At 71.6% G+C, this 22,312-nt stretch carries 16 protein-coding genes; 13 read left to right on the top strand and 3 right to left on the bottom strand.

From position 1 onward, the window contains the following. Window positions 1-68: 68 nt before the first annotated feature. The 7 genes from AB0E98_RS07800 (at window position 69) to AB0E98_RS07770 (ending at window position 9,480) form a co-directional block, all read left to right on the top strand. Entirely contained in the window at window positions 69-2,189 is a 2,121-nt protein-coding gene (locus tag AB0E98_RS07800) for a bifunctional diguanylate cyclase/phosphodiesterase (protein ID WP_361699691.1), read from the top strand. Window positions 2,190-2,576: 387 nt separating this feature from the next. Then, on the top strand, window positions 2,577-2,873 hold the full coding sequence (gatC, locus tag AB0E98_RS07795; RefSeq protein ID WP_361699689.1) for an Asp-tRNA(Asn)/Glu-tRNA(Gln) amidotransferase subunit GatC: 297 nt from the start codon (window positions 2,577-2,579) through the stop codon (window positions 2,871-2,873). After that, window positions 2,870-4,372, top strand: a complete 1,503-nt coding sequence (gene gatA, locus AB0E98_RS07790) for an Asp-tRNA(Asn)/Glu-tRNA(Gln) amidotransferase subunit GatA (protein ID WP_361700517.1) — start codon at window positions 2,870-2,872, stop codon at window positions 4,370-4,372. The genes gatC and gatA overlap by 4 nt, the downstream gene beginning before the upstream one ends. Continuing rightward, complete coding sequence (locus tag AB0E98_RS07785) at window positions 4,369-4,629, top strand: hypothetical protein (RefSeq protein ID WP_361699687.1); 261 nt, start codon at window positions 4,369-4,371, stop codon at window positions 4,627-4,629. Before gatA ends, AB0E98_RS07785 begins: the two co-directional genes overlap by 4 nt. Before the next feature lie 25 nt (window positions 4,630-4,654). Continuing rightward, entirely contained in the window at window positions 4,655-6,163 is a 1,509-nt protein-coding gene (gene gatB / locus AB0E98_RS07780; protein ID WP_361699685.1) for an Asp-tRNA(Asn)/Glu-tRNA(Gln) amidotransferase subunit GatB, read from the top strand. Between the two features lie 251 nt (window positions 6,164-6,414). Continuing rightward, window positions 6,415-6,960 carry a hypothetical protein gene (locus AB0E98_RS07775; RefSeq protein ID WP_361700515.1) on the top strand — a complete coding sequence of 182 codons (546 nt, stop codon included), beginning with the start codon at window positions 6,415-6,417 and terminating at the stop codon, window positions 6,958-6,960. A gap of 222 nt (window positions 6,961-7,182) precedes the next feature. Next, window positions 7,183-9,480 (top strand): MMPL family transporter, encoded by a 2,298-nt coding sequence (locus AB0E98_RS07770; protein WP_361699683.1) that lies wholly within the window; start codon window positions 7,183-7,185, stop codon window positions 9,478-9,480. A gap of 369 nt (window positions 9,481-9,849) precedes the next feature. Here the strand turns inward: AB0E98_RS07770 and AB0E98_RS07765 are convergent, their stop codons facing one another. The 3 genes from AB0E98_RS07765 to AB0E98_RS07755 all read right to left on the bottom strand — a co-directional run bounded on the left by AB0E98_RS07765 (window position 9,850) and on the right by AB0E98_RS07755 (window position 12,299). After that, window positions 9,850-10,014 carry a DUF6191 domain-containing protein gene (locus AB0E98_RS07765; RefSeq protein ID WP_361699680.1) on the bottom strand — a complete coding sequence of 55 codons (165 nt, stop codon included), beginning with the start codon at window positions 10,012-10,014 and terminating at the stop codon, window positions 9,850-9,852. Window positions 10,015-10,045: 31 nt separating this feature from the next. Beyond that, the gene (locus AB0E98_RS07760; protein ID WP_361700513.1) at window positions 10,046-11,212 is read right to left on the bottom strand and encodes a PQQ-dependent sugar dehydrogenase; all 1,167 of its coding nucleotides are present in this window, start codon (window positions 11,210-11,212) and stop codon (window positions 10,046-10,048) included. A gap of 76 nt (window positions 11,213-11,288) precedes the next feature. After that, window positions 11,289-12,299 carry an aldo/keto reductase gene (locus AB0E98_RS07755; RefSeq protein ID WP_361699678.1) on the bottom strand — a complete coding sequence of 337 codons (1,011 nt, stop codon included), beginning with the start codon at window positions 12,297-12,299 and terminating at the stop codon, window positions 11,289-11,291. Between the two features lie 73 nt (window positions 12,300-12,372). On the opposite strand from AB0E98_RS07755, the gene AB0E98_RS07750 reads away from it, so the two are divergent. The 6 genes from AB0E98_RS07750 to serA all read left to right on the top strand — a co-directional run bounded on the left by AB0E98_RS07750 (window position 12,373) and on the right by serA (window position 22,277). After that, a complete protein-coding gene (locus AB0E98_RS07750) occupies window positions 12,373-13,335 on the top strand; it encodes a 2-hydroxyacid dehydrogenase (protein WP_361699676.1) in 963 nt (320 codons plus the stop codon). Window positions 13,336-13,667: 332 nt separating this feature from the next. Next, the gene (locus AB0E98_RS07745) at window positions 13,668-16,589 is read left to right on the top strand and encodes an EAL domain-containing protein (RefSeq protein ID WP_361699674.1); all 2,922 of its coding nucleotides are present in this window, start codon (window positions 13,668-13,670) and stop codon (window positions 16,587-16,589) included. A 220-nt stretch (window positions 16,590-16,809) separates the two neighbouring features. Further along, on the top strand, window positions 16,810-18,699 hold the full coding sequence (locus AB0E98_RS07740) for an acetolactate synthase large subunit (RefSeq protein WP_361699672.1): 1,890 nt from the start codon (window positions 16,810-16,812) through the stop codon (window positions 18,697-18,699). A gap of 70 nt (window positions 18,700-18,769) precedes the next feature. After that, a complete protein-coding gene (ilvN, locus tag AB0E98_RS07735; protein ID WP_189451234.1) occupies window positions 18,770-19,294 on the top strand; it encodes an acetolactate synthase small subunit in 525 nt (174 codons plus the stop codon). Between the two features lie 107 nt (window positions 19,295-19,401). Continuing rightward, on the top strand, window positions 19,402-20,403 hold the full coding sequence (gene ilvC, locus AB0E98_RS07730; RefSeq protein WP_361699670.1) for a ketol-acid reductoisomerase: 1,002 nt from the start codon (window positions 19,402-19,404) through the stop codon (window positions 20,401-20,403). A 266-nt stretch (window positions 20,404-20,669) separates the two neighbouring features. Next, window positions 20,670-22,277, top strand: a complete 1,608-nt coding sequence (gene serA, locus AB0E98_RS07725; RefSeq protein WP_361699668.1) for a phosphoglycerate dehydrogenase — start codon at window positions 20,670-20,672, stop codon at window positions 22,275-22,277. Window positions 22,278-22,312: the final 35 nt, after the last annotated feature.

The raw sequence follows: 22,312 nt of genomic DNA, 5'->3' as shown, positions 1-22,312 counted from the left end.
TCTGCGGCCTACTGTTGAGATGTGCGCCTGCCGTGGCGCGGGCACCGCCGGCTGTGAGAGGGACGGGCATGAAACCCACCACCGACAGCGCCGAACCGGCATCGCGGCCGCGGCGGCTCTCCCCGCCCGGCCTGCCGACGGTCTGCGTGGCCCTGGCCGCGCTCGGGCTCACCGTCGGCGTACTGCGGGCCGTCGCCTCGGGCCGGGCCCTCTTCCCGGGCCAGACCGTCGGCTGGTCGCTCGCGACCCTCACCGCGCTCATCGTCGCCCATCTCGTCGCCCTCGGCCGGGACCGCTGGTGGGGCGGCACCGGATCCGGTGCCGCCCTCACCCTGGCCGTACTGCTCCTCTACGGCTGGCTCCCGGCCGTACTGATCAGCATCGCGGTCGTCACCCTGGTGGCCACCGCCCGCCGCCACCGATGGCGGCAGGCCTTACTCCACGGCGCGGTCGACATCCTCGGCATCGCGGCCGCCGGGCTGGGCCTCGCCGCCTGCGGGATCACCGCCGGCGTCGAGAGCCCCTGGCTGCCCGACACCTGGCGGCTCTCCGACGCCCCCAGGATCGCCCTCGCCGCCTTCCTCTACCTCGCCGTCACCCGCGCGCTGCTCTGGTGGTCCATGGCCCCGCGCGCCGCGCTGACCAGCATCGCCCGCACCGCCCTGATGCGGCAGGCCCTCGTCGGCATCGCCCTGCTCGGCATCGCCCCGCTGATCGCGGTCGTCGCCGACCACTCGCCCGTCCTCCTGCCCCTCTTCGCGGTCCCCCTCATCGCCCTCGACTCCACCCTCTGGATCGCCCGCGCCCGCGCCGAGGAACAACTGCGCGACCCCCTCACCGGCCTGCCCAACCGTCAGTGGCTGCTGGAACGCACCTGGAGCGCCCTGGACGAGGCCGAACGGGCCGGGGCCCGCGCCGCACTCGTCCTGATCGACCTCGATCGCTTCCGGTCGGTCAATGACACCCTCGGCCATCTCGCCGGCGACCGGCTGCTCCTCCAGATCGCCGAACGGCTCCGGCTCGCCCTGCCCCGGGACGCGGAGGCCGCCCGCCTCGGCGGCGACGAGTTCGCCGTGCTGCTGCCCACCGCCGACTCCCTCACCAGCGCCCAGCGGGTCGCCCGTACGCTCGTCGCTGACCTCGGCTCCCCCCTCGACCTGGACGGGCTCACCCTCGTCCTGGAGGCCAGCGCCGGCGTCGCCGTCTACCCCGACCACGCCCTGGACGCGGAGGGGCTGCTCCGCCGGGCCGACGTGGCGATGTACCAGGCAAAGCGCGACCGCAGCGGCGTCGAGGTCTACGAGGCCCGCCGCGACGGCAACACCCCCGACCGCCTCGGCCTCCTCGGCGACCTGCGCCGCGCGCTGGACGCCGGCGAGGTCGAGCTCCACTACCAGCCCAAGGTCGGCTTCGACGGCCATGTCGAGGGCCTGGAGGCCCTGGTCCGCTGGGTCCACCCGGAGCGGGGCCGGGTCTCCCCGGACGAGTTCATCGCGATCGCGGAATCGTCGGGCCTGATGCCCCGGCTCACGGAGTACGTCCTGGAGACCGCCCTCGGCCAGGTCGCGAAGTGGCGGGCCATGGGGCTGGAGGTCCCCGTCGCGGTCAACGTCTCCCCGCGCGACGTCCACACCCCGGGCTTCGCGGGCTCCGTCGCCGCCCGCCTCGCCCGGCACGGCGTGCCCCCCGGAGCGCTCCAGCTGGAGATAACGGAGCACGTGCTGCTGGAGGACCCGCAGCGCGCGGCCGACACGCTGGCCGGGCTCACCGGCCACGGCGTGAAGATGTCCCTCGACGACTTCGGCACGGGCTACTCCTCCCTCGTCCACCTGCGGCGCCTCCCGGTCAGCGAGCTGAAGATCGACCGTTCCTTCGGCGCCCGGCTCGCCATCGACAACGAGGACGCCGAGATCGTCCGCTGCACGCTCGACCTCGCCCATTCGCTGGGCCTCCTCGTCGTCGCCGAGGGCGTCGAGGACGACGAGACCTGGGAACGGCTGCGCGACCTCGGCTGCGACGCGGTCCAGGGCTGGCTCGTCGCGGCGGCGATGCCGCCGGACGAGACCACGGCCTGGCTCCGCCTCCGCGAATCCGGCGTCCGCCGCGAGGAGCCACTGACCACGGCCCCGACGCCGTCCCCGTCCCCGACACCGACGCCGGCACCGGCGGAGGAGGACGCGGTGACCTGACGGGCGGGGTGCCCCCGGCTTCCGGCCGGCCCGGCCCCCGCCGGGCTCCCCGGCGGGGGCACCCCGCCGTCGCGGCGGGAAGGAACCCCAGCCCCGCCCCTTCACCGTTTCACCGTTTCCCGGGGGCAAGCCCCCGGAGCCGCTCGCCCTCCTGGGGGCCGGGGCGGCAGCCCCGGGAAACGGTGAAAGGGCGGGACCGGGGCCCCACACCCGCCGCGACGGCGACCAGCCACCACGTACCGATCCGGCGGTGCCGAACCGCCCAGCGCCACCCGAAAGCACGACCCGGCCCAGCGCCAAGCGAAACCGTTTCGCGGGCACACTCCCCCGCGCCATAGGATTGGGGCGAAAACCACACGCCCGATAACCACCCTTGAGGATCGCTGCATGCCTGGCATCACGCGCGAGGAGGTCGCCCACCTCGCCCGGCTGTCGCGTCTGGAGCTGAAGGACGAAGAGCTCGACCACTTCGCCGAACAGCTCGACGTGATCATTGGCGCGGTCGCCCGCGTTTCCGATGTGGCCGACGAGGACGTACCGCCGACCTCCCACCCGCTGCCCCTGACCAACGTCATGCGTGCGGACGAAGTCCGCCCGTCGCTGACCCCCCAGGAGGCGCTCTCCGGCGCCCCCGCCCAGGAGCAGCAGCGTTTCAAGGTGCCGCAGATCCTGGGGGAGGACTGACCACGATGGCAGACCTGATCAAGCTCACCGCGGCCGAGATCGCCGAGAAGATCGCCTCTGGCGAGCTCACGGCCGTCGAGGTCACCGAGGCCCACCTGGCCCGTATCGAGGCCGTCGACGAGAAGGTGCACGCCTTCCTCCACGTCGACCGCGAGGGCGCGCTCGCCCAGGCCCGTGAGGTGGACGCCAAACGCGAGCGCGGCGAGAAGCTCGGCCCGCTGGCCGGCGTCCCGCTGGCGCTGAAGGACATCTTCACCACCAAGGGCGTCCCCACCACCGTCGGCTCCAAGATCCTCGAAGGCTGGATCCCGCCGTACGACGCGACGCTCACCAAGCGTCTGAAGGACGCCGACGTCGTCATCCTCGGCAAGACCAACATGGACGAGTTCGCCATGGGGTCCTCCACCGAGAACAGCGCCTACGGCCCCACCGGCAACCCCTGGGACCTCACCAAGATCCCCGGCGGCTCCGGCGGCGGCTCCTCCGCCGCCCTCGCGGCCTTCCAGGCGCCCCTCGCCATCGGCACGGACACCGGCGGCTCCATCCGCCAGCCCGCGTCCGTCACCGGCACCGTCGGCGTCAAGCCCACCTACGGCGCGGTCTCCCGCTACGGCATGGTGGCGTTCTCCTCCTCCCTCGACCAGGGCGGCCCCTGCGCCCGTACGGTCCTGGACGCGGCCCTGCTGCACGAGGTGATCGCCGGCCACGACCCGCTCGACTCCACCTCCATCGACGCCCCGGTCCCGCCGGTCGTCGAGGCGGCGCGGAGCGGCTCCGTCGCCGGTATGCGCGTCGGTGTCGTCAAGCAGTTCCGCGGCGAGGGCTACCAGGCCGGTGTGCTCCAGCGCTTCGACGAGTCCGTCGAGCTCCTCAAGGAGCTGGGCGCCGAGATCGTCGAGCTGGACTGCCCGTCCTTCGACCTCGCGCTGGCCGCGTACTACCTGATCGCGCCGTCCGAGTGCTCCTCCAACCTGGCCCGCTTCGACGCCATGCGCTACGGCCTGCGGGTCGGCGACGACGGCACGAAGTCGGCCGAGGAGGTCACCGCCCTCACCCGTGAGGCCGGCTTCGGCCCCGAGGTCAAGCGCCGCGTGATGCTCGGCACCTACGCGCTCAGCTCCGGCTACTACGACGCGTACTACGGCTCCGCGCAGAAGGTCCGTACGCTCATCACGCGCGACTTCGAAGCGGCGTTCGAGCAGGTCGACGTGATCGTCTCGCCGACCACGCCCACCACCGCCTTCGCGATCGGCGAGCGCGTCGACGACCCGATGGCGATGTACCTCGCCGACCTGTGCACCATCCCGACCAACCTGGCGGGCAACGCGGCCATGTCGCTGCCCTGCGGCCTCGCCCCCGAGGACGGCATGCCGGTCGGTCTCCAGATCATCGCTCCCGCCATGAAGGACGACCGGCTCTACAAGGTCGGTGCCGCGGTCGAGGCCGCGTTCACCGAGCGCTGGGGCCACCCGCTGCTGGAGGAGGCACCGTCGCTGTGAGCATCGAACAGAGCAAGTCGGGCGCGCTGAAGAAGGCCAAGGGCTTCAAGAAGTCCAAGGCCGGCACGTATCTGTCCATCGGCACCACGCTGTTCGGCGCCATCAGCGTCGCCAAGCAGGCCAAGAAGGCGCGCGGCGAGCAGGACACCCTCCAGCTCGTCGACGCGGTGGTCTCCGCCGCCGCCATCGTCACCGGCGTCGCCCTGCTCGTCCGCGAGCTGCGCCGTATGTCCAGCGACGACGTCCTCGCGGGCTGAGCAGGGACTGAGAGGTTAGTTTTCCGTGACCGTCACTGAACTGGTGTCGTACGACGAGGCGCTTGCCACCTACGAGCCCGTCATGGGTCTCGAGGTGCACGTCGAGCTCGGCACCAAGACCAAGATGTTCTGTGGGTGCGCCACCGAGCTGGGCGCCGAGCCCAACTCGCAGACGTGCCCCACCTGCCTCGGCCTGCCCGGCTCCCTCCCGGTCGTCAACGGCATCGCCGTCGAGTCGGCCGTCAAGATCGGTCTCGCGCTGAACTGCGAGATCGCCGAGTGGTGCCGCTTCGCCCGGAAGAATTACTTCTATCCGGACATGCCGAAGAACTTCCAGACCTCCCAGTACGACGAGCCCATCGCCTTCAACGGCTACCTGGACGTCCAGCTGGAGGACGGCGAGATCTTCCGCGTGGAGATCGAGCGCGCCCACATGGAGGAGGACACCGGCAAGTCCACTCACGTGGGCGGTGCCACCGGCCGTATCCACGGCGCGCAGCACTCCCTGCTGGACTACAACCGCGCCGGCATCCCCCTCATCGAGATCGTCACCAAGCCGATCACCGGTGCGGGCGAGCGCGCCCCCGAGGTCGCCAAGGCGTACGTCGCCGAGCTGCGCGAGCTCATCAAGGCGCTCGGCGTCTCCGAGGCCCGTATGGAGATGGGCCAGATGCGCTGCGACGTCAACCTCTCGCTGATGCCCAAGGGCGCCGAGAAGTTCGGCACGCGCTCCGAGACGAAGAACGTCAACTCGCTGCGCTCCGTCGAGCGTGCCGCCCGCTTCGAGATCATGCGGCACGCCGCGGTTCTCAACGACGGCGGCACGATCATCCAGGAGACCCGTCACTTCCACGAGGAGGACGGCTCCACGACGTCGGGCCGGGTCAAGGAGGAGGCGGAGGACTACCGCTACTTCCCCGAGCCGGACCTGGTGCCCGTGGCCCCCGCGCGCGAGTGGGTCGAGGAGCTGCGCAAGGGCCTGCCCGAGCTGCCGCGCGTGCGCCGCAACAGGCTGCGCGAGGAGTGGGGCGTCTCCGAGCACGACATGCAGTCGATCCTCAACGCCGGTGCCGTCGACCTGATCACCGTCACCATCGAGGCGGGCGCGGACGCCACGTCGGCCCGTAAGTGGTGGATGGGCGAGCTGTCGCGCATCGCCAACGAGGAGGGCATCGGCCTCGGCCTGCTGCCGATCACGCCGGCCCAGGTCGCCCGGATCGCCACGCTGATCGCCGAGGGTTCGCTCAACGACAAGCTGGGCCGTGAGGTCATCAAGCACGTCGTCAACGACGAGGGCGAGCCCGACGAGATCATCGAGAAGCGCGGTCTGAAGATCGTCTCCGACGAGGGCGCGCTGGGCACCGCCGTGGACGAGGCCATCGCGGCCAACGCCGGTATCGCGGACAAGATCCGCTCGGGCAAGGTCGCGGCGGCGGGCGCGCTCGTCGGCGCGGTCATGAAGGCCACGCGCGGCCAGGCGGACGCGGCCCGCGTCCGGGAACTGATCCTGGAGAAGCTCGGCGTCGAGGGCTGAGCCCACAGAGCTCTCCCCGCGTCAACGCGTCACGACGGCCGTCCCTCCCCGGAGGGGCGGCCGTCGCCGTGTCCGCTACCGGCGATGGGCCCCCGTTGGCCGGAATTCGCCCGTACGCCCCCCATCGGGCGAAACGGTCCGGCATGATCCCCGTCAGTGGGCCGGTCGGCGTGCCCGCACTCGAGGGCTGGGGGTTCTCCATGCGACGGTCGCGTACCGGACTGGCCGCTTTCCTGCTGGTGGGAGCGGGTATGACGATGGGGGTGGCGCCGGGCGGGACGGCCGTGGCGGCACGGGCCGCCACCCCGCCCGCGGCCGGGTGCGCGGCCGTGGACTGGGGGAGCCTGCCGAAGGACAGCGCCGTCGCCTGGCACAAGCCGCTGCGGGACATCAGAGCCGGCAGCCACGACTGCTACGACCGCGTCGTCTTCGACCTCCTCGGGCCCGGGACCGGCCGCCCGATCGGCTTCCACGTCCGCTACGTCGACCAGTTCCACCAGGACGGCTCGGGCGACGTCATCCCCGTGCGCGGCGGCGCGATCCTCGAGGTCCGCATCGCCGCGCCGAGCTACGACCCCAATACGATGCAGCGGACGTACGACGGGAAGGCCGGGCAGCCGCTGCCGGAGGTGGACCTCGGCGGCTACCGCACCTTCCAGGACACCCGCTTCGGCGCCAGCTTCGAGGGCGACACCCAGGTGGCCGTCGGGGTGCGCGAGCGACTGCCGTTCCGGGTCTTCCAGACCGGGAACCGCCTGGTCGTGGACGTCGCGCACAGCTGGCGCGGCTTCCGCTGACCCGGCCGTCCGGTCTCACCGGTCCGGGCGTAGGAGGGCATAATCCCGGGTCGTATGTGGTATAGCCCACAAAAGAGACAAAGGATCTTTTCCTGCTGTCACAGTGGTCGGCCGGAGGCCCCCTCGGTTGGGGCCTTTGCCAGATCCCCCCTCTGCTCAGCGGTCGACATGCACGGGTCGTCTCTCCCCGGCCAGATCGTCGCGATACCCGGGAAGCAGGTCATGACCTCACTTGCCCGGTGGTGTCTCCGCCGCCGCTTCACCGTCATCGTGCTGTGGCTCGTGGCCCTCGCGGGGACCACCGCCGCGGCGACACTGAGCGGTTCCGCCTACTCGAACGACTACGGCGTTCCCGGCACGGAGTCCTCCCGCGCGACCGCCCTGCTGGAGAAGGCCTTCCCCGGCGAGAGCGGCGACGACAAGATCGTCTGGCACACCGCCCGGGGCACGGTCCGCGCGAACGACGTCCAGCAGCGGATGACCGCGACGCTCCATGAGATCGCCCGGCTGCCCGGGGTGGCCGCCGTCGAGAGCCCGTACGGCAGCGGCGGAGCCACCCGGATCAGCCAGGACCGGCACACCGCCTATGCCTCGGTGACCTTCGTCGCCAAGGGCGGAGAGCCGGACAAGGCCCGGGTGAAGCGGGTCGTGGAGACCGCACGCGCGGCCGCCTCGGACAACCTCCAGGTGGCCCTCGGCGGCAGCGGCGTCGCCGGCACCGAGACCGCGAGCGGCCATCTCAGCGAGATCATCGGCGTGGCGGTCGCGGCCGTGGTGCTCTTCGTCGTCTTCGGCTCGCTCGCCGCGAGCCTGCTGCCCATAGCGACGGCCCTGGTGGGCGTGGGCACCGCCGCCATGGGCACGGTGCTGCTCGGCCATCTGATGAAGGTGGCCGATTTCGCCCCCATGCTGGGCACGCTCATCGGCCTCGGCGTCGGCATCGACTACGCCCTCTTCATCGTCACCCGCCACCGCAAGGGGCTCCGTCAGGGGCTGCCCGTGGCCGTCGCGGCGGAACGGGCGGTCGCCACGACCGGGCGCGCCGTGGTCTTCGCCGGCGGCACCGTGTGCGTGGCGCTGCTGGGCATGCTCATCCTGCGCCTGGGCTTCCTCAACGGCGTGGCGATAGCCGCCTCGCTGACCGTCGTCCTCACCGTCGCCGCCTCCGTCACCCTGCTCCCCGCCCTGCTGGGACTGATAGGCCCCCGGGCCCTCGGCCGCCGAGAGCGCCGCCGCCTCGCCCACGAGGGCCCCCGGACGGAGGAGCACCCCAAGGGCCTGGCCGCCCGCTGGTCCGCCTTCGTCGAGCGCCATCCGAAGCTGCTGGGCGCGGCGGCCGCCGCCGTGATGCTGATCCTGGCCCTCCCGACGCTCTCCCTCCACCTCGGCACCTCCGACCAGGGCAACAACCCGGCGAGCTCCACCACCCGCCAGGCCTACGACATGCTGGGCCGCGGCTTCGGCCCCGGCGTCAACGGGCCGCTGACGCTCGTCGCCCCCCTCGACAGCGCCGCCGACAGCCTCGCCTTCAACAAGCTGCCGGACACCCTCCGCCACACCCCCGGCGTCGCCTCCGTGACCCCCTCGGTCCTCAGCGGCGGCGGTGACACGGGCGTCATCACCGTCGTGCCCACGACGTCCCCGCAGTCCCGTGCCACCAGCGACCTCGTCGACCGGCTCCGGACGACCGTGCTGCCCAAGGCCACCGAGGGCACCGGCCTGGACGTCCGCGTGGGCGGCATGACCGCGGCGTACGACGACTTCGCCGCGGTCATCCTCGGCAAGCTGCCGGTGTTCGTGGGCACCGTGGTGGGGCTGGGCTGTCTGCTGCTCCTGCTGGCCTTCCGCAGCATCGGGATACCGCTGAAGGCCGCCGCGATGAACATCGCGGCCGTGGCCTCCTCCTTCGGCCTGATCGTCGCCCTCTTCCAGTGGGGCTGGGGCAGCGAGCGGCTGGGCCTCGGCGGCGCGGGCCCGATCGAGCCGTTCCTGCCGGTGGTCATGGTCTCGGTGCTGTTCGGGCTGTCGATGGACTACCAGGTGTTCCTGGTCAGCCGGATGTACGAGGAGTGGCTGGCCACCCGGGACAACCGCCGGGCCGTCCGCGTGGGCCTGGCGGAGACCAGCCGGGTGATCAACTCGGCGGCCGTGATCATGATTTCGGTGTTCCTGGCCTTCGTGCTGAGTGGCGACCGGGTGATCGCCATGTTCGGCGTCGGCCTGGCCGCCGCGGTGGCCCTGGACGCCTTCGTCCTGCGGACGCTGCTGGTCCCGGCCCTGATGCACATGCTGGGCGGCGCCAACTGGTGGCTGCCGGCCTGGCTGGAGCGCGCCCTGCCGCGCATCAGCATCGAGCCGCCCGAGCCGGTGCCCGCCTTCGCGGGGTCGGGCGAGGGGTCAGAGCCTGGTGATCACGTACAGGAGATCGATGGGCGGGTCGAAGACGACCTGTCGGCCCTTCTCGATGTGGATGGGCGTCCCGCCGAACGTCGTGCAGGCGAGGACGTCGTAGTCGCCTGAGCTGATCTCCGACACCTTGGTGCCGCTCGCGAAAGAGTGCACGCCCGGGCTGTAGAAGCAGAAGATCGTGGATCCGCTCCGGATTCCGGCCCCGCTCCCGCAGAGGGGCGGGACGTCCCGTACGGGCGCCACCGGGCCCGTACGGGCCCGGTGGTCCACCGGTGTCGCGGACGCCGTCGGCGCGAGCACGACCGTGCCGGCGAAGGCGGCGCCCACGAGCGTCGCCGCGAGGGATCTGCGCATGTGTCTCTCCCCGAACGTTTCCCGGTAGTGCTCCGACGCCTTCGATGGTGGGGAGTGCGGGGGAGCGGCGCACGCGTATTCGGGCGCGGTCGAAACCGCCCGGCGGCGCCCCGGGCGCCCGGCGCGTCAGCCCCGCCGGGCCCGGATGACCACGACGCCGGAGTCGAGGTCTATCGGGCCCTTGGCCGGGTCCGCGTCCCCGGTGTCGTCGCGCGTGAGCTCCAGCCGCTCCCGCTCCTCGTGGGTGTGTTTCCGACCGGGGGTGAAGATCTCCTCGAAGACGCTGAACATGTCGGTCCCTCCGTCGGCCGTCCGGCGACCGTCAGGTCACCTTCAGCCGCAGCAGCCGGTCGTCGTCGGCCGTCGGCCGGCCCCGTCCGTCGGTGTTGCTCGTCGTCAGCCACAGCCCGCCGTCGCCCGTTGGAACAACCGTGCGCAGCCGCCCGTAGTTCCCCTTGAGGAAAACCTTCGGGGCGGCGGCGGGCGCGGCGCCGCGGAGGGGGATCCTCCACAGGCGCTCGCCGCGCAGCCCGGCCATCCACAGGGAGCCCGCCGCGTAGGCGAGCCCGCTGGGGGAGGCGTCGGCGGGCTTCCACTGCTCCACGGGGTCCGTCAGGCCCGCCCTGTGGGCCTTCCCCTCGGCCACGGGCCAGCCGTAGTCGCGGCCCGGTTCGATGAGGTTGAGCTCGTCCCAGGTGTCCTGGCCGAACTCCGAGGCCCACAGCCGTTTGTCCGCGTCCCAGGCCAGGCCCTGCACATTGCGGTGGCCGTAGCTGTAGACGAGCGAGTCCGGGAAGGGGTTGCCGGGGGCCGGGCGGCCATCGGGGGTCATCCGCAGGATCTTGCCGCCGAGCGAACCCTTGTCCTGGGCGGGGTCGCGCTGCCCGGCCTCGCCCGTGCCGGCGTAGAGCATCCCGTCGGGGCCGAACGCGATCCGGCCGCCGTTGTGGATCTGGCCCTTGGGGATGCCGCGCAGGATGGTGTCGGGCGCGCCGAGCCGCTGTCCCTCCGGCCGTTTCTCGTCGACCAGCAGCCGGGCGACGCGATTGTCCGAATCCGTCGTGAAGTAGGCGTAGAGCAGATGGTCGGAGGCGTAGCCGGGGGAGAGGGCCAGGCCCAGCAGCCCGCCCTCGCCCGCCGCCGCGACGCCCGGGACGGTGCCGAGCGGGGTCTGCCGGCCGTCCTTCGCCGCGACCCGCGCGATCCGGCCGGTGTTCCGCGAGCCGACCAGCAGATCGCCGTCCGGCAGCGGGGCCACGCCCCAGGGCGAGTCCAGCTTGCGGGCGACCGTGCGGACGACCTCGGCGGAGCCCTGTGCGGGCGCGGCGGACGCGGTGCCCCCGCCCGCGCCGGAGGGCGAGCCGGCCCCGCCGGAGGGCGAGCCGCCGGAGCAGCCCGTGACGATGAGCAGCGCGGAGACCGTCAGCGCCGCCGTGAGGGCGGCGCGGCGGGGGACGTGACGTGGTCCGGGGAGGCGTCCGACGAACAGGTGCACGACAAAAGGTTCCTCTCGGGTGAAAGGTTTCCTCTCGGGTGAGTGGGACACCCCTCCTTGATACACCCCGTCAGTACCAGGACCCCATCGCCTGGGGCAGTGCCGTGATCTCCGCCAAGTCCTCGGCGGTCAGCCGCAGTCCGGCGGCCGCCGCGTTCTCCACCGCCCACGCGGCCTTCTTCGTGCCCGGCACCGGCACCACATGGCGGCCCTGCGCCAGCACCCAGGCCAGGGCCACCTGCGCCGCCGTGGCGTCGTGCCGTTCCGCGACACGCCGAAGGCCCGCGACTATCGGCTGATTGGCGGCCATCATCTCCGCCGTGAAGCGCGGGTGACGGGCCCGCAGGTCATCCGGCTCGAAGCCCTGGCCGGGGGTGAGCGTGCCGCTGAGGAAACCGTTCCCCAGGGGCATCGCCGCCAGCAGCCCCACCCCCCGCGAGGACAGCCACGGCATCAGCCGGTCCAGCGCCTCCCGCGACCAGACCGACAGCTCCGCCTGGACACAGCTGACCGGGAAGACCTGCTGCACCCGCTCCAGCTGGGCGATCGTCGTGTCGTACATGCCCGCACGGGGGCCTGCCGAGGAGCCGAACCTGCGCCTGGCCCGTGCGTCGATGGCGCACCAGCCCAGCGCCCGGACCTTGCCCGCGGAGACCAGCTCGGCCATCGCGCCCCAGGTCTCCTCGACGGGTATCTCGGGGTCGGGGCGGTGGAGCTGGTAGAGGTCGATGACATCGGTCTGGAGCCGGCGCAGCGAGGCGTCGCACGCCCGCTTCACATAGCCCGGGCGGCCGTTGGCGACGACGTGCTGGTCGCCCACCAGCAGTCCGCACTTGGTCGATATGAACGCCTCCGAGCGCCGCTCCCGCAACACCCGCCCCACCAGCAGTTCATTGGTGAACGGCCCGTACATGTCGGCCGTGTCCAGGAGGCTGGCACCGGCGTCCAGGGCCGCGTGGACCGTGCGCAGCGCGCCCTCCCCGCTCTGCTGGGAGGCGGTGTACGCCCAGTGCATCGGCATGCACCCCAGGCCGATCGCGCCCACCTCGAGCGCCGTCGCACCGATTGTCCTGCGCTCCACCCGCGGTTCCCCTCCCGTTCCTCGCCCCCAAACTAACCTCTGGCGTCGGGGCCCCTTCGCATAGCCTCCAGACATGAGTGCAGATCACAGCGGTTCCCCCGAGCGCCCCCTGGCCTGGTTGCCGATTCCCCCGGAGGAGATCGACGACCTGCCCCGGGGCCTGGAATACGCCCACTGGGACGGCGGGCCCGACTTCCCCACCGACCCCGCGCGTTGCGCCTTCTACTGCGTTCCGTACATGAAGGGCACCGAAGTGTCGATCCGGCCGCTGTCGCGGATGAGCGGGGTGCGGGTGGTCCAGGCGCTCACCGCCGGTGTGGAGCACCTGCTGCCGGAGTTCCCCTCGCTGCCGTCCGGCACCCGGCTGTGCAACGCGCGCGGGCTGCACGACGCGAGCACCGCCGAGCTGGCCCTGACCTTGACGCTCGCCGCGCTCCGGGGCGTTCCCGGCTTCGTCCGGGCGCAGGACGCGGGGGAGTGGCGGCCGGAGTTCCGCCCGGCGCTCGCGGACAAGTCGGTGCTCATCGTCGGCTACGGCTCGATCGGCGCCGCCATCGAGGACCGGCTCGCGCCCTTTGAGTGCGCGCGGGTCGTGCGCGTCGCGCGCTCTTCGCGCGTGGTGGCCCGCGGCCCGGTCCATCCGGTGGCGGACCTGCCGGAGCTGCTGCCCGACGCCGATGTGGTGATCCTCTCGACGCCCCTCACCCCCGAGACCGCCAGGCTCGCCGACGCCCGCTTCCTGGCCCGGATGAAGGACGGCGCGCTCCTGGTGAACGTCGCCCGGGGCGGCGTCGTCGACACCGGGGCGCTCCTGGCCGAGCTGGAGAGCGGCCGGCTGATCGCCGCCCTGGACGTCACCGACCCCGAGCCGCTGCCCGACGGCCACCCGCTCTGGAAGGCGCCCGGAGTGCTCGTCACCCCCCATGTGGGTGGGCCTTCTTCGGCCTATCTGCCCCGGGCCAAGGCCCTCTTGCGCGATCAACTGGCCAGATTCGTACTGGACGAGCCTCTACGGAATGTCGTAGCCACGGCGTAGTCGTCACAGGCCGGTAGCACGCAGAGACAGCATTTGGATGCGCTGCGTATCCGTAATCCGTCAGCTGGTTACGCTATGTATATGAGCTATGTCCCTGAGTGACGACTCTGGTGTATCGTCCCGACGGGGGCCGCTCCGGGCACGACACGGGGGCGGCGAAGGACCGGAACTCGAGGGGGGCGACGGGCGATGGACGGCCAATGGACGATCTACCCGACGCGACGGGGCCACCGATCACAGCTTCTCCGGCGACCGCGCCGGCCGTGGGCCCGCCGCCTGGCCGCCGTGCTACCACGGCTCCCCCTGTTCGGTCCGCTGAGGGCGGCGGCGCGGTGAGCGCCCCCGGAGCGGCGCTCCCGCGCCGGCCCGCCTCCGTCAGGGGGCCGGGCGTGCTCCCACAGCTCCTCCTCGCCGTCGTCTGCGGGGGCTACGCGACGGGCGCGGCCCTCGGCTGGGGCTCGCCCGAGCTCGCCGCCACCATGGGCGACTTCGGGCTGAGCGGCGCCGCCGGCCTCGCCGCGACCTCCTGCTTCTGGTACGGGCGGACCCGCAGCACGCGGTTCCGCCCCGCCTGGCTGCTGTTCGCCGCCTCGTCCGCCATGGCGGGCTTCGGCAACTTCGTCTGGGGCTGGTACGAGGTGGTGCTCGGCCGGCACGTGCCGAGTCCGTCCCCGGCCGACTTCTGCTTCCTGCTCTTCGCGCCGCCCGCCATCATCGGCCTGCTGGTGCTCGCCCGCCGCCCGGTCACCCGGGCCGGCTGGGTCTGCCTCGGGCTGGACTCCTGGCTGATCGGCGGCTCGCTGCTGACCCTCTCCTGGAGCCTGGCCCTCGCCCACACCGCGCACTTCGCGGGCGAGACCGTCGCCCACGCCGCGCTCTCGCTCGCCTATCCGCTGCTGGACATCGTCCTGGTGTCCATGGTTCTGGCGCTGCACTTCAAACGCTCCTCGGCCAACCGCTCCGCCATCAACACCGCCATCGCGGCCCTCGCGCTGACCGTCCTGTGCGACGCCCTGTTCACCTCGCCACTGCTCCAGGCCAACTACCGCTCCGGGCAGATCCTCGACGCCGGCTGGTTCGCGGGCTACATGCTGATGGCCTACGCGCCCTGGGTCGCCCGCGAGGAGCGCGAGAGCGCGGCCCGGCCCGGCCGCCCGCAGGCCCCGCCCGCCGGCCGGCCCATCGCCGGCTCCCTCGCCGCCCTCACCCCGTACCTCGCGGCCGCCGTCTGCACCCTGGGCATCCTCTACAACGTCCTCGACGGCCACCACGTCGACCGCGTCGTCCTCTTCACGGGCTGCACGGTCGTCCTGGCGCTCGTCGTACGCCAGGGCATCATGCTCCTCGACAACATCTCCCTCACCCAGGAGCTGGCGCAGAAGGAGAACCACTTCCGCTCCCTGGTGCAGGGCTCCAGCGACGTCATCATGATCGCCGCGCCCACCGGGATACTGCGCTACGTCAGCCCGGCCGCCGCCGGGGTCTACGGGCGCGACGCGGAGGAGCTCGTCGGCTCCGAGCTCGCCTCGCTCATCCACCCCGAGGACCTGGGCCGCGTCGTCCACGAGGTACGCCGCTTCCTGGCCGCGCCCCCAGCCGAGGAGCCCACCACCCGCATCGAGTGCCGCTTCCGCTCCGGCAGCGGCGACTGGCTCAACGTCGAGTCCACCGTCAACCGCCACCACGGCGGCCTGATCTTCAACAGCCGCGACGTCACCGAACGGGTCCGGCTCCAGGCCCAGTTGCAGCACACCGCCGAGCACGACCCGCTCACCGACCTGCCCAACCGCGCCCTGTTCACCAAGCGCGTCCAGCGGGCGCTCGCCGGCCGGAGAGTCACCGACGCCGGCACGGCCGTGCTCTTCATCGACCTCGACGGCTTCAAGGCCGTCAACGACACCGTCGGCCACCAGGCGGGCGACGAACTGCTCATCCAGGCCGCCCGTCGGCTCCAGGACTCGGTGCGCGCCGGGGACTCCACCGCCCGCTTCGGCGGCGACGAGTTCGCGGCCCTCATCATCGGCGACGGCACCCGCGACCCCGCCGCCCGCGAGTACCGCATCCTGGAGGTCGCCGACCGGCTGCGGCTCACCCTCTCCCAGCCCTATCTCGTCGAGGGCGGCACCGAGGTGCGCGTCGCCGCCAGCATCGGCGTCGCCTTCGCCGAGCCCGACATCACCCCCGGCACCCTGATGCGCAACGCCGACCTCGCCATGTACCGGGCCAAGCAGGCCGGAAAGGGCCGCGTCGAGCTCTACGCCCCCCAGATGCAGGCCGACGTGGTGCGCCGCACCGAGCTCGCCACCCGGCTGCGCACCGCGCTGCACGACGGCGAGTTCGCCCTCCTCCACCAGCCGGTCGTCGAGCTGGCCACCGGCCGGATCACCGCGGTCAGCGCCCAGGCCCGCTGGCGCTCCGCCCAGGGCATCCTCTTCACCCCGGACGAATTCCTCCGCGTGGCCGAAATGGACCGGGGCGACGAGAGCGCCCGCACCGCCGAGCTCGGCCGCTGGACGCTGGAGCGGGCCGCCGAGCAGGCCGGCCGGCGCCGCCTCGCGGGCCACGCCGTCCCCGTGCACGTCCGGATGTCCGCCGCCCGGCTGCTGGACAAGTCACTGCCCCCCAAGAACGTCGAGGCCCTCATCCTGCGCCACGGGCTGCCCTCCGGATCTCTGGTCCTGGAGCTCTCCGGCAGCGATCCGCGCGTCCCCCTCGACGAGCTGGAGCGCCGGCTGATCTCCCTGCGCCGCTTCGGCGTACGCATCGCCCTCGACGGCTTCGGCACCGGCTACGCCGCCATGAGCGCCCTGCGCCGCCTCCCCATCGACGTGCTCAAGCTCGACCGCGGCCTCGTCGACGGAGTGGCCGAATCCGCCCGCCTCCACAAGATCACCGCCGGGCTGCTCCACATCGCCGGGGACCTCGGCATGGAGTCCGTCGCCGACGGCGTGGACGACCTGGAGCAGGCCCGCGCCCTGCTCGCCATGGGCTGCACCCACGGTCAGGGCATGGCCTTCGCGGGCGCGCTCGACGAGCACCGGCTGCGACACGCCCTCGACCGGGGCCCCTACCCCCTGCCGGGTCTGGTCCCCGACACCCTGCCCGACACCCTTCCGGGTGATCCCACGGACGGCGGAAACCAGGTGCTCGTCGGGGGCGCCCTGCCCGTACGCTCCGGAGTGGTGGGGGGCGCGGGAGCTCTCGCCCATGCTCCATTGCGCTCAAATAATGAGACGCCCGTCCCACCCACTTGACACCTCAGGTGCACCGGAGGGAGGGTCGACCTCATGCGCACCCGAATTCTCGTACTTGGAAAGCGCGTCGGCTGAAGCAGGCCGCCCATGAGGCCCTGCTGACCACACCGGCGCGCTCCCCTCGCTTGCCTCACGGCACGAGGGGTTTTTTGTTTTCCGAATCACCCAGTCATCCGTCGTCATCCGTCGAAACCGTCGAACCAGAGCCTTCGAGAAGAGAATGTCGATGACAGAGCAGGCCAACGGGGCCCACCATCATCCGCAGCCGCGGCCCCGCAGCGGCGCGGCACAGCAGCCCGTCACCGTCGAGCACGTCACGGGCGCGCAGTCCCTCATCCGGTCGCTGGAGGAGGTGGGCGCCGAGATCGTCTTCGGCATCCCGGGCGGCGCGATCCTGCCGGCGTACGACCCGATGATGGACTCCTCGAAGGTCCGCCACGTCCTCGTCCGCCACGAGCAGGGCGCCGGCCACGCCGCGACGGGCTACGCCCAGGCCACCGGGAAGGTCGGGGTGTGCATGGCGACGTCGGGTCCGGGGGCCACCAACCTCGTGACCCCCATCGCCGACGCCCACATGGACTCGGTGCCGCTGGTGGCCATCACCGGCCAGGTCGCCTCCAAGTCCATCGGCACGGACGCCTTCCAGGAGGCGGACATCTGCGGCATCACCATGCCGATCACCAAGCACAACTGGCTGGTGACCGACCCGGCCGAGATCCCGCGCACCATCGCCGAGGCGTTCCACGTGGCCTCCACCGGCCGCCCCGGACCGGTGCTCGTCGACATCGCCAAGGACGCCCTCCAGGCCCGGACGGTCTTCTCCTGGCCGCCCCACACCGACCTGCCCGGCTACCGGCCCGTCACCAAGCCGCACGCCAAGCAGATCCGCGAGGCCGCGAAACTCCTCACCCAGGCGCGGCGCCCGGTCCTCTACGTCGGCGGCGGCGTGCTCAAGGCCCAGGCCACCGGCGAGCTGAAGGTCTTCGCCGAACTGACCGGCGCCCCGGTGACCACCACGCTGATGGCGCTCGGCGCCTTCCCCGACAGCCACCCGCAGCACCTGGGCATGCCCGGCATGCACGGCTCGGTCGCCGCCGTCACCGCGCTCCAGAAGGCCGACCTGATCATCGCGCTCGGCGCGCGCTTCGACGACCGGGTGACGGGCAGGCTGGACTCCTTCGCACCCCACGCGAAGATCGTCCACGCCGATATCGACCCCGCCGAGATCGGCAAGAACCGCACCGCGGACGTGCCCATCGTGGGCGACGCCCGGGAGGTGCTGGCCGATCTGATCGTGGCCGTCCAGGCGGAGCAGGCCGAGGGTCACGCGTGCGAGTACACCGAATGGTGGACCGACCTCAACCGCTGGCGCGACACCTACCCGCTGGGCTACGAGCAGCCCGGCGACGGCAGCCTCGCCCCGCAGCAGGTCATCCAGCGCATCGGCGAGCTCGCCCCCAAGGACACCATCTTCACCGCCGGCGTCGGCCAGCACCAGATGTGGGCCGCCCACTTCATCCACTACGAACAGCCCCGCACCTGGCTCAACTCCGGCGGCGCGGGCACGATGGGCTACGCGGTGCCCGCCGCCATGGGCGCCAAGGCCGGCGCCCCGGACCGCACGGTGTGGGCCGTCGACGGGGACGGCTGCTTCCAGATGACCAACCAGGAGCTGGTCACCTGCGCGCTCAACAACATCCCCATCAAGGTCGCCATCATCAACAACGGCGCGCTGGGCATGGTCCGCCAGTGGCAGACCCTCTTCTACAACCAGCGCTACTCCAACACCGTGCTCCACACCGGGCCCGCGGTGTCCGACGGCGGCTCCGCCGAGGGGGCCGGCACGGAGCCGTGCGCCGGGACCCGGGTGCCCGACTTCGTCAAGCTCTCCGAGGCGATGGGCTGCGTGGGTCTGCGCTGTGAGGACCCTGCCGACCTCGACAAGGTGATCGCCGAGGCCAACGCCATCAACGACCGCCCGGTCGTGGTGGACTTCATCGTCCACCAGGACGCCATGGTCTGGCCGATGGTCGCCGCCGGGACCTCCAACGACGAGATCCTCGCCGCGCGCGGGGTCCGCCCGGACTTCGACGGCATCGACGACGACTGACACGACGACGTCCGACACGACGACCGACCGCCATCGCCCCACGAGACGAGAGGCTCACGAGGCCGATCCCATGACCAAGCACACGCTCTCCGTCCTGGTGGAGAACACCCCCGGCATCCTCGCCAGAGTCGCCGCGCTGTTCTCCCGCCGCGGTTTCAACATCGACTCCCTCGCCGTCGGGGTGACCGAGCACCCCGACATCTCCCGCATCACCATCGTCGTCAACGTCGAGTCGCTGCCCCTGGAGCAGGTCACCAAGCAGCTCAACAAGCTCGTCAACGTGCTGAAGATCGTGGAGCTGGAGGACAGCGCCGCCATCCAGCGCGAACTCGTCCTGGTGAAGGTCCGCGCCGACAACGAGACCCGCTCCCAGATCGTCGAGATCGTCCAGCTCTTCCGCGCCAAGACCGTCGACGTCTCCCCGGAGGCCGTCACCATCGAGGCCACCGGAGGCAGCGACAAGCTCGGCGCGATGCTCAAGATGCTGGAGCCCTTCGGCATCAAGGAACTGGTCCAGTCCGGGACCATCGCGATAGGGCGTGGCGCGCGGTCCATCACGGACCGCAGCCTGCGCGCGCTCGACCGTTCCGCTTGATTCAGTCTTTCGGTATTCCGAATACCGATCCCTCGAACCCTTTCCCCGCCCACCCGTCATACGGTGGGACGTACCACCGGAACACCGGAATCAAGGAGATATCCCACGTGGCTGCCGAGCTCTTCTACGACAACGACGCCGATCTGTCCATCATCCAGGGCCGTAAGGTCGCGGTTCTCGGATACGGCAGCCAGGGCCACGCCCACGCGCTGTCCCTGCGCGACTCGGGCGTCGACGTCCGCGTGGGCCTCCACGAGGGCTCGAAGTCCAAGGCGAAGGCCGAGGAGCAGGGCCTGCGCGTCGTCACCCCCGCCGAGGCGGCCGCCGAGGCCGACGTCATCATGATCCTGGTCCCGGACCCGATCCAGGCCAAGGTCTACGAGGAGTCCGTCAAGGACAACCTCCAGGACGGCGACGCCCTCTTCTTCGGCCACGGCTTCAACATCCGCTTCGGCTTCATCAAGCCCCCGGCCGGCGTCGACGTCTGCATGGTCGCCCCCAAGGGCCCCGGCCACCTGGTGCGCCGTCAGTACGAGGAGGGCCGCGGCGTCCCGTGCATCGCGGCCGTCGAGCAGGACGCCTCCGGCAACGCCTTCCAGCTCGCGCTGTCCTACGCCAAGGCCATCGGCGGCACCCGCGCCGGCGTCATCAAGACGACCTTCACCGAGGAGACCGAGACCGACCTCTTCGGCGAGCAGGCCGTCCTCTGCGGCGGCGCCTCGGCGCTGGTGAAGGCCGGCTTCGAGACACTGGTCGAGGCCGGCTACCAGCCGGAGATCGCCTACTTCGAGTGCCTCCACGAGCTCAAGCTCATCGTGGACCTCATGTACGAGGGCGGCCTGGAGAAGATGCGCTGGTCGGTCTCCGAGACCGCCGAGTGGGGCGACTACGTCACCGGCCCGCGCATCGTCACCGACGCCACCAAGGCCGAGATGAAGAAGGTCCTCGGCGAGATCCAGGACGGCACCTTCGCCAACAACTGGATGAAGGAGTACCAGGCCGGTCTGCCCAAGTACAACGAGTACAAGAAGGCCGACCAGGACCACCTCCTGGAGGCCACCGGCAAGAAGCTGCGCAAGCTGATGAGCTGGGTCGACGACAAGGAGTAGTTCTCCTTGGTGGTGCCGGGCCGGAGTGCCCGGCCCGGCACCACCCGCTTTGCCCGCAGTTCTGTCCGCGGCTTTGTCCACCGCGTACAGCGGCGACGGGTGACGTTTTACGCAACGGCGCTGGCCGGGGCCGTCGCCACCGATACACTGCGGAGCACAAACGCGTCAGGCTCACAGCGTCGTGCGTCTTCCACGCGGCTGCCCCCTTCACCGCCTTCGGCCGTCGGGACGGCCGTCCGCGAAGGACTAGTGAGGACTGAGACCACGTGAGCACTCGTACCCCGGCACACAAGCCCGTCGTACTCATCGCCGAAGAGCTCTCTCCCGCCACCGTCGACGCCCTCGGGCCGGACTTCGAGATCCGGCACTGCGACGGCGCCGACCGCGCGCAGCTGCTGCCCGCTCTCGCCGACGTGGACGCGGTACTGGTGCGCTCCGCCACCCGGCTCGACGCCGAGGCCATCGCCGCGGCGAAGCGGCTGCGGGTCATCGCGCGCGCCGGCGTCGGCCTGGACAACGTCGACGTCTCCGCCGCCACCAAGGCCGGTGTGATGGTCGTCAACGCGCCGACCTCCAACATCGTCACCGCCGCCGAGCTCGCCTGCGGTCTGCTCGTCGCCACCGCCCGCAACATCCCCCAGGCCAACGCGGCGCTGAAGAACGGCGAGTGGAAGCGCTCCAAGTACACCGGTGTGGAGCTGTCCGAGAAGACCCTCGGTGTGGTCGGCCTCGGCCGGATCGGGGTGCTCGTCGCTCAGCGGATGTCCGCCTTCGGTATGAAGGTCGTCGCCTACGACCCGTACGTACAGCCCGCGCGCGCCGCCCAGATGGGCGTCAAGCTGCTGACGCTGGACGAGCTGCTCAAGGCCTCCGACTTCATCACCGTCCACCTCCCCAAGACCCCCGAGACGCTGGGGCTCATCGGCGACGAGGCACTGCGCAAGGTCAAGCCGTCGGTGCGGATCGTCAACGCCGCGCGCGGCGGCATCGTGGACGAGGTGGCGCTGGCCGCCGCGCTGAAGGAAGGGCGTGTCGCGGGCGCCGGCCTGGACGTGTACGCGTCCGAGCCGTGCACCGACTCGCCGCTCTTCGAGTTCGACAACGTCGTGGCCACGCCGCACCTGGGTGCCTCCACGGGCGAGGCCCAGGAGAAGGCCGGGATCGCCGTCGCCAAGTCCGTGCGACTGGCGTTGGCGGGGGAGCTCGTGCCGGACGCGGTCAACGTCCAGGGCGGTGTGATCGCCGAGGACGTCAAGCCGGCGCTGCCGCTGGCCGAGAAGCTCGGCCGGATCTTCACCGCGCTGGCGGGCGAGGTCGCGGTGCGCCTCGACGTCGAGGTGTACGGGGAGCTCACCCAGCACGATGTGAAGGTGCTCGAACTGTCCGCGCTCAAGGGCGTGTTCGAGGACGTCGTCGACGAGACCGTCTCGTACGTCAACGCGCCGCTGTTCGCGCAGGAGCGCGGGGTCGAGGTGCGGCTGACCACGGGCTCGGAGTCGCCGGACCACCGCAACGTGGTCACCGTGCGCGGCACGCTCGCCGGGGGCGGCGAGGTGTCGATCTCCGGCACGCTGGCCGGGCCGAAGAACCTCCAGAAGATCGTCGCGGTGGGCGACCACGATGTGGATCTGACGCTCGCGGACCACATGGCCTTCCTGCGGTACATGGACCGGCCGGGTGTCGTGGGCACGCTGGGGCGCATCCTCGGTGAGGCGAGCATCAACATCGCGGGCATGCAGGTGTCGCGCGCGACGGAGGGCGGGGAGGCGCTCGTCGCCCTGACGGTGGACGAGTCGGTGCCGTCGTCCGTGCTCGCGGAGATCTCGGAGGAGATCGGCGCGGCGTCGGCGCGGGCGGTCGACCTGACGGCCTGACCTGTTCGTCGGGGGTGGGCCGGGGGCACCTCCCA

This window comes from Streptomyces sp. NPDC037389 (assembly GCF_040636475.1).
Lineage (GTDB): Bacteria > Actinomycetota > Actinomycetes > Streptomycetales > Streptomycetaceae > Streptomyces > Streptomyces hesseae.
Note: the sequence above shows the minus strand (reverse complement) of the source record. Positions and strands in the feature narration are given on the sequence as shown.